At 70.9% G+C, this 6,784-nt stretch carries 6 protein-coding genes and 1 tRNA gene; 1 reads left to right on the plus strand and 6 read right to left on the minus strand.

Annotated features, from left to right (window positions below; all coding sequences use genetic code 11):
- Positions 1 to 382, minus strand: a 382-nt coding sequence (locus tag PROKR_RS31645) for a helix-turn-helix domain-containing protein (protein WP_084800505.1), incomplete at its 3' end; no start/stop codon positions are given.
- Between the two features lie 182 nt (positions 383 to 564).
- On the opposite strand from PROKR_RS31645, the gene PROKR_RS17415 reads away from it, so the two are divergent.
- Positions 565 to 2,814: an excinuclease ABC subunit UvrA gene (locus PROKR_RS17415; protein ID WP_036965082.1), complete on the plus strand. Its 2,250-nt coding sequence runs from the start codon at positions 565 to 567 to the stop codon at positions 2,812 to 2,814.
- A 34-nt stretch (positions 2,815 to 2,848) separates the two neighbouring features.
- On the opposite strand, the gene PROKR_RS17420 is transcribed toward PROKR_RS17415, so the two are convergent.
- From PROKR_RS17420 to PROKR_RS17440, 5 genes are all read right to left on the minus strand, one after another.
- Positions 2,849 to 2,922: transfer RNA gene (locus tag PROKR_RS17420), tRNA-Leu, on the minus strand.
- A gap of 214 nt (positions 2,923 to 3,136) precedes the next feature.
- Complete coding sequence (locus PROKR_RS17425) at positions 3,137 to 4,591, minus strand: NAD(P)/FAD-dependent oxidoreductase (RefSeq protein ID WP_036965085.1); 1,455 nt, start codon at positions 4,589 to 4,591, stop codon at positions 3,137 to 3,139.
- Positions 4,592 to 4,747: 156 nt separating this feature from the next.
- Positions 4,748 to 5,698 carry a Ppx/GppA phosphatase family protein gene (locus PROKR_RS17430; RefSeq protein WP_036965087.1) on the minus strand — a complete coding sequence of 317 codons (951 nt, stop codon included), beginning with the start codon at positions 5,696 to 5,698 and terminating at the stop codon, positions 4,748 to 4,750.
- A 106-nt stretch (positions 5,699 to 5,804) separates the two neighbouring features.
- Complete coding sequence (locus PROKR_RS17435) at positions 5,805 to 6,305, minus strand: DUF501 domain-containing protein (RefSeq protein ID WP_036965199.1); 501 nt, start codon at positions 6,303 to 6,305, stop codon at positions 5,805 to 5,807.
- 40 nt (positions 6,306 to 6,345) lie between these two features.
- Positions 6,346 to 6,784, minus strand: a 439-nt coding sequence (locus PROKR_RS17440; RefSeq protein ID WP_245605864.1) for an FtsB family cell division protein, incomplete at its 5' end; no start/stop codon positions are given.

Raw genomic sequence — 6,784 nt, forward strand, 5'->3', positions numbered from 1 at the left:
GGGCCGCGGACGACAGGACGCGGACCCGGCGGCCCTCCTCCTGCTCGGCGAGGGCGATGGCGAGATCGGCCCACGCACGTTCGACGAGGTCGACCAGCCGCATGCCGAGTGCCTCGCACACGGCGGCGAGCACCTCGGAGGAGGCCTCCTTGCGCCCCCGCTCCACCTCGGACAGGTAGGCCGTCGAGACCCGGGCGTCCGCGGCGACGTCGGCCAGGGTGCGGCGCTGCTCGCGTCGCGCCCGCCGGAGGATGCCGCCGACGAGATCGCGCAGCAGCGGTTCGCGGGTGTGCTCCAGCGTGCCGGACCGGGCTCCCGGTGCGCCCTCGTTCGTGGTGCCGAGCCCGGCAGGGCTCGCTGTACCTATCGAGATCATCGCCATGTGCCCACTCCCGCCGTTGGTACCCGTCACGCTACCCAACCCCACGGACGTCCCGGGTCGTTCCGGCATCTGCTGCTGGCGTAACGCGCAACCCGGACGGGGGAGGCGAAGGCCGGGGCGGTCAAGGCCGGGTGCGTGTCAGTGGCTCCTGGCACCATGGGACCACCGACCAGGAGAGGACAGTGGTGTTCGGATCTATCGAGGTGCGCGGAGCCCGCGAGAACAACCTGCAGGACGTCTCTGTCGACATCCCCAAGCGCAAGCTCACGGTGTTCACCGGGGTCTCGGGCTCGGGCAAGAGCTCGCTGGTGTTCGGCACGGTCGCCGCCGAGTCCCGGCGGCTGATCGACGAGACCTACTCGGCGTTCCTCCAGGGCTTCATGCCCTCACGCCCGCGTCCTGACGTCGACACGCTGTCGAACCTGTCAGCCGCCATCGTCGTGGACCAGGAGCCGATGGGCGCGAACGCGCGCTCGACCGTCGGCACGGCCACCGACGCCTACACGATGCTGCGCGTCATCTGGTCGCGGCTCGGCACGCCGCACATCGGCGGGTCGAACCTCTTCTCCTTCAACGACCCGCAAGGCATGTGCGGCAACTGCGAGGGGCTGGGCCGCGTCTCCGCGATCGACACCGAGGCGCTGGTGGACCGGAGCAAGTCCCTCAGGGAGGGGGCCATCACGTTCCCCAACTTCGGGGTGGGCACCTGGTACTGGAAGGTCTACGCCGACTCCGGCTTCTTCGACGTCGACAAGCCGCTCAAGGACTACACCGACGCCGAGTGGCACGACCTGATGCACGGCGAAGAGCGCAAGATCGTCTCGGGCGGCATCAACGTCACGTACGAGTCCCTGGTCCCGAAGATCACCCGTCTGTACCTGGTCAAGGACGTCGAGTCGATGAAGGGCGCGATGCGGGCGGCCGTCGACCGGCTGGCCACGTTCACGTCCTGCCCCGAGTGCGGCGGCACCCGGCTCAACGACCGGGCCAGGTCGTCGCTGGTCAAGGGCAAGCACATCGGCGAGGCCGCGGCGATGCAGCTCACCGACCTGGCCGAGCTGGTGCGCGACCTGGCCGACCCGCACGTCCAGCCGATCCTCGACGGGCTCAACGACCTGCTCGCCACGTTCGAGCAGATCGGGCTCGGGTACCTGTCGCTGGACCGCGAGTCGTCGTCGCTGTCGGGCGGCGAGGCGCAGCGCACCAAGATGGTGCGGCACATGGGCTCGGCCCTGACGGACCTGACCTACGTGTTCGACGAACCGACCATCGGGCTGCACCCGCACGACGTGCGGCAGATGAACATCCTGCTCCAGCGGCTGCGGGACAAGGGCAACACGGTGCTCGTCGTGGAGCACAAGCCCGAGGTCATGGCGGCGGCGGACCACCTGATCGACATGGGCCCGGGCGCCGGCACCCACGGCGGCACCGTGGTCTACCAGGGCGATGTCGCGGGCCTGCGAACGTCCGGGACCGCGACCGGCAAGCACCTGGACCAGGCGGTGACGGTCAAGGCGACGCCCCGTACGCCGACCGGGGCCCTGCGGATCGAGCACGCGAACCTGCACAACCTCCAGGACGTCACGGTCGAGGTGCCGCTCGGCGTGCTGGTCGCGGTGACCGGCGTGGCCGGGTCGGGCAAGAGTTCGCTCATCCACGGCTGTCTGCCGCGCGACGGCGTCACGTTCGTCGACCAGTCCGCGATCCGCGGGTCGCGGCGGTCCAACCCGGCCACGTACACCGGGATCCTGGAGCCCATCCGCAAGCAGTACGCCCGCGCCAACGGGGTCAAGCCGGCGCTGTTCAGCGCCAACTCGGCGGGTGCGTGCCCGGAGTGCAAGGGCGTGGGTCTCATCTACACCGACCTGGCCTTCATGGCGGGCGTCGCCAGCGTGTGCGAGGCGTGCGAGGGCAAGCGGTTCACCGACGAGGTGCTCGGCTACACCCTGCGCGGCAAGAACATCGCCGACGCGCTGGCCATGTCCGTCGAGGAGGCGCTGGGGTTCTTCACGGAGAAGACGGTGCTGCCCATGCTGTCCCGGCTCTCCGACGTCGGGCTGGGCTACATCTCGCTCGGCCAGCACCTCAACACCCTCTCCGGCGGGGAACGTCAGCGGCTCAAGCTGGCCATCGAGATGGGCGGCGACACCCCGACGTTCGTGCTCGACGAGCCCACCGCGGGACTGCACATGCAGGACGTCGACAACCTGGCCGGCCTGCTGGACCGCCTCGTCGACTCCGGCCGGTCGGTGATCGTCGTGGAGCACAACCTGTCGGTCGTCGCACGGGCCGACTGGGTGATCGACATGGGTCCAGGCGGCGGGCACGACGGCGGCCGCGTGGTCTTCGAGGGCACACCGGCTGACCTGGCGCGGCACGAGGCGTCACTGACGGGCCGCCATCTGGCGGAGCTCCTCGCCGGCACCTCCTGAGCCCCCCGGAGCGGCCGCCGGCCCAGCCTGGTCGTGCCCCCACCCGGGTTCGAACCGGGACTGTGCCGGGTTTAAGCCGGCTGCCTCTGCCAGTTGGGCTATGGGGGCGCACCCCAGAGACTACCGAGCGGCAATCGCCTCTCGGGAGTTCTGACCGGCTGAGTTCGGTCCGCTGCCCAGGCTCATCCGTTGCCCAGGCTCGACGGCGAGTTCGGTCGGTTGCTTTGAGATCGGTCAATCAAAGGACCGATCTCAAAGCAACCGACCGAACTCACGTCAGCCACGGGTCAGCCGGCCCCACAGGTGGCCGGCGGAGCGAGGGTCAGGCCTTGGAGCCCGACTCGGCGCGCTCGGCGGACGACTCCGCCTTCTGCTCGATCTTCTCGCCGACCGGCTTGGGCGGCACGGAGGCGTTGCGGAACTCCTGGCGCGGGTCGTGCAGCGAGCCGAGCGAGACCAGCTCACGGCCCATCAGGAACTGGCCGATCCAGCCGACCAGGATGCGGGCCTTGCGGTTACCGGTCGGCATCGCCATGACGTGGTAGCCGCGGTGGGCCACCCAGGCCGGGAACCCGCGCAGCTTGACGAAGCCGAACAGCTCGGCGACACCCTTGTAGAGGCCCAGCGAGGCGACCACACCGACGTTCTTGTGGTTGTACTCGACGGCGGGCCGCTCCTTGTAGAGCGCCACGATGTTGTCGGCCAGGCGCACGGCCTCGCGGATCGCGTGCTGTGCGTTCGGCGGGCAGAACTTGCCGGGGTTGAGCACGTCCGGCACGGCGGCGCAGTCGCCTGCGGCCCAGGCGCCCTCGACGATCTCGCCGTCCTCCGTGGCCACCTGCAGGGTGGGGAGAACGATGACACGGCCCAGCTTGTCGAACGGGAGGTCCGACGCCTCCTTGATGACCGGGTTCGCCTTGACGCCCGCGGTCCACACGATGGTCTCGGTGTCGAACTCGACGCCGGTCGACGTGACGACGTGCCCGTCCACGCAGGAGGAGAGGAACGTGTTGAGGTGGAACTCGATGCCGCGCTTCTTGAGCTCGGCGAGGGCGTACTCGCCCATCGGCTCCGTGACCTCGGGCAGGATGCGGCCCGCGCCCTCGATCATGACGAACCGCAGGTCGGAAGCCTCGATCGTGTTGTACTGCCGCGTCGCGTAGCGCGCCATGTCCTCGATCTCGGCGAGCGCCTCGATGCCGGCGAACCCGCCGCCCACGAAGGTGAACGTGAGCATCCGCTTGCGCAGGTCGGCGTCCCAGGTGGAGGACGCGACGTCCATGCGGTTGATGACGTGGTTGCGGACCGCGATGGCCTCCTCCACGTTCTTGAAGCCGATCGCGTTCTCCGCCAGGCCCGGGATGGGCAGCGTGCGCGAGACCGAACCCAGGCCGACGACCAGCTGGTCGTAGGTGACCTCGTACTCGTCGCCCTCCTCCGGCTGGATCTTCACGGCCTTGCGGCCGTGCTCGATCGTGGTGACCTTGCCCTGCAGCACGTCGATGCCCTTGAGGGCCTTGCGGTGCGGCGCGACGACGTCGCGGGCGTCGATGGAGCCCGCACCCGCCTCGGGCAGGAAGGGCGCGTACGTCATGTACGGGCGCGGGTCGACGACGACGATGGCCGCTTCGCGCTTCTTCAGCTTCTTTCGCAGACGGCGCGCCACGTACAGGCCGACGGACCCGCCGCCGAGCACGACGATGCGCGGCACCTTCCGCGGGCGCGGCGTCGCCGGGTCGGAAGCATGGCTGACCGAGGTCAGGTCGTTCTGAGGCATGATTCCCAGGGTACCGCGCCCTAAGCGTGTTTCTTCACATGGCAAAGAGCGGCGGGTGCGTGACGCCCACCACGCCGCTTCGCTGCGTATCGTGCCCGGTCAACGGACCACTTGGGACGGGAGTTCCCGACTACCGGAATTCCGCCCAGGAGAAGGTCAGCCCATCGACAGCGCGATCCCGTCCAGGATGTCGTGCTCGCTCGTCACCACGTGGGTCAGCGCGCCGCCCGCGGCCCGCACGTCGGCCACGGCGCGCTGGATCACCTCGGACCACACGAGCGCCCCGGCCGCGATCACGTCGACCCGCCCCGGGTGCAGGAAGCCCATCGCCGTGCGCTCGGCCCGCGGTGCCGCGAGCAGCGCGGCGCAGGAGGCGAGCACGGTCTCCACGGGCAGCCGGGCCCCGTGCACGCGCTCGCGCTGGTACTCGGTCAGGCCAAGGGCGTGCGCTGTCACGGTCGTGATCGACCCGGCCAGTCCCACCAGCGTGGTCGTGCTCCCCAGCGGCACCGCGCGGACGGCGTCGTCCAGGTGGGCCCGGACGTCCGCGCGGGCCGCCTCGATCTCGGCAGCCGACGGCGGGTCGCTGTGCAGGTGCCGCTCCGTCATCCGCACCGAGCCGACGTCCATCGAGATGCTCGCGTCCACCGCGTCGGTGCCGAGGACCAGCTCGGTGGAGCCGCCGCCGAGGTCGACCACGAGGTACGGCGCGGCGTGCGCCCCGGCGACGCCGCTGGTGGCGCCGCGGAACGAGAGCTCGGCCTCCTCGTGCCCGCTGATCACCTCGACGTCGACGCCGAGCGCGTCCCGGACACCGTCGAAGAAGGCGTCACGGTTGCGCGCGTCCCGGGTGGCGGACGTCGCGACGAACCGCACGCGCTGCACACCGGCGGCCTCGACGGCCGTCGCGTACTGCCGGGTCGCCGCGAGGGTGCGCTCCAGCGCCTCGGGCGCGAGCTCGCCGGTGCGGTCGACGCCCTGGCCCAGCCGCACCACCTCCATGCGGCGGTCGAGCTCAGTGAGGTTTCCGGCGGCGTCGACGTCCGCGACCAGCAGGCGGATCGAGTTGGTGCCGCAGTCGACCGCGGCCACGCGAGAGGAAGTCACGCGAGGATTCTCCCAGGCGGTCCGGCCGCGCGGCGTCGGACGTGCCGGTTCGCGAGAAACCTCACGCCCGGAGATCTCGAGGGCACGAGGCGCGGGGACGCAGTTCTCAGCAGGTGCAGCGGTCCGGGCGCCAGGTGTCCCTGGCCATCGCGAGCGCCTCGTCACCCAGCGGGTTCACGCCGGGGCCGGCGGCGAGCGCGTGCGCGAACAGGACGTGCAGGCACTTGACGCGCGTCGGCATGCCGCCCGCGGAGATTCCGTCGATCTCGTCCACGTGCCCGATCGCCTCGCGCTGCGCCAGGTAGTGCTCGTGCGCCGCGCGGTAGGCCGCTGCAAGCTCCTCGTCGGTCTCGAGCCGCGCCGTCATCTCCCTCATGACGCCGTTGGCCTCCAGCGTCGAGGCGGCGGCCACCGCACCGGGGTGCGTCAGGTAGAAGACCGTCGGGAAGGGGGTGCCGTCGGGCAGGCGGGGCGCGGTGCGCGCCACCGTCGGACGGCCGCACACGCAGCGCGCCGCGATCCCCACGACGCCGCGCGGTTCGCGGCCGAGCTGCTCGGCCAGGACGCGCAGGTCGTCGTCGGACACGGTGTCAGTCGCGGTGTTCACCACCCCATTGTCTCCCAGAGCGCGGGTGGCGCCGTGCGGCCTACTCGCCGTCGGCGATCCGCACGGAGTCCCACACGTTCGTGTACCAGGGCGCGTCGTCGTCGGAGGCGCCCGGGGACGGCTCCACGACGCCGGGCCGTGGCGCCTCCTGCTCGACCGAGTCGGTGTCGAGCGGCCGCCACACCTTGTCCCCGGGCATGACGAAGCGCAGTCGCGACCGCGCCTGCTCGATGACGTAGGAGCGGTCGTCCCAGCGGGCGAGCTCCGTCTCCAGCTCGGCCTTCTGCTCCTGCTGCTCGCTCAGCTCGGAACGTAGGTCACGCAACTCGGCCTGCTGCGTCACCACGGCGCGCACGGTCGGCAGCAGGAGCACCACGGCGAGGAGCACCACGACGGACAGCACCATGGCGCGGACGGTGAGCACCTCGGGGACCATGAGCCCGTAGCTGCCGCGCCTGCGGTCGGCGCGCGCCGGCCGG

This window comes from Promicromonospora kroppenstedtii DSM 19349 (genome assembly GCF_000515355.1).
Lineage (GTDB): Bacteria > Actinomycetota > Actinomycetes > Actinomycetales > Cellulomonadaceae > Promicromonospora > Promicromonospora kroppenstedtii.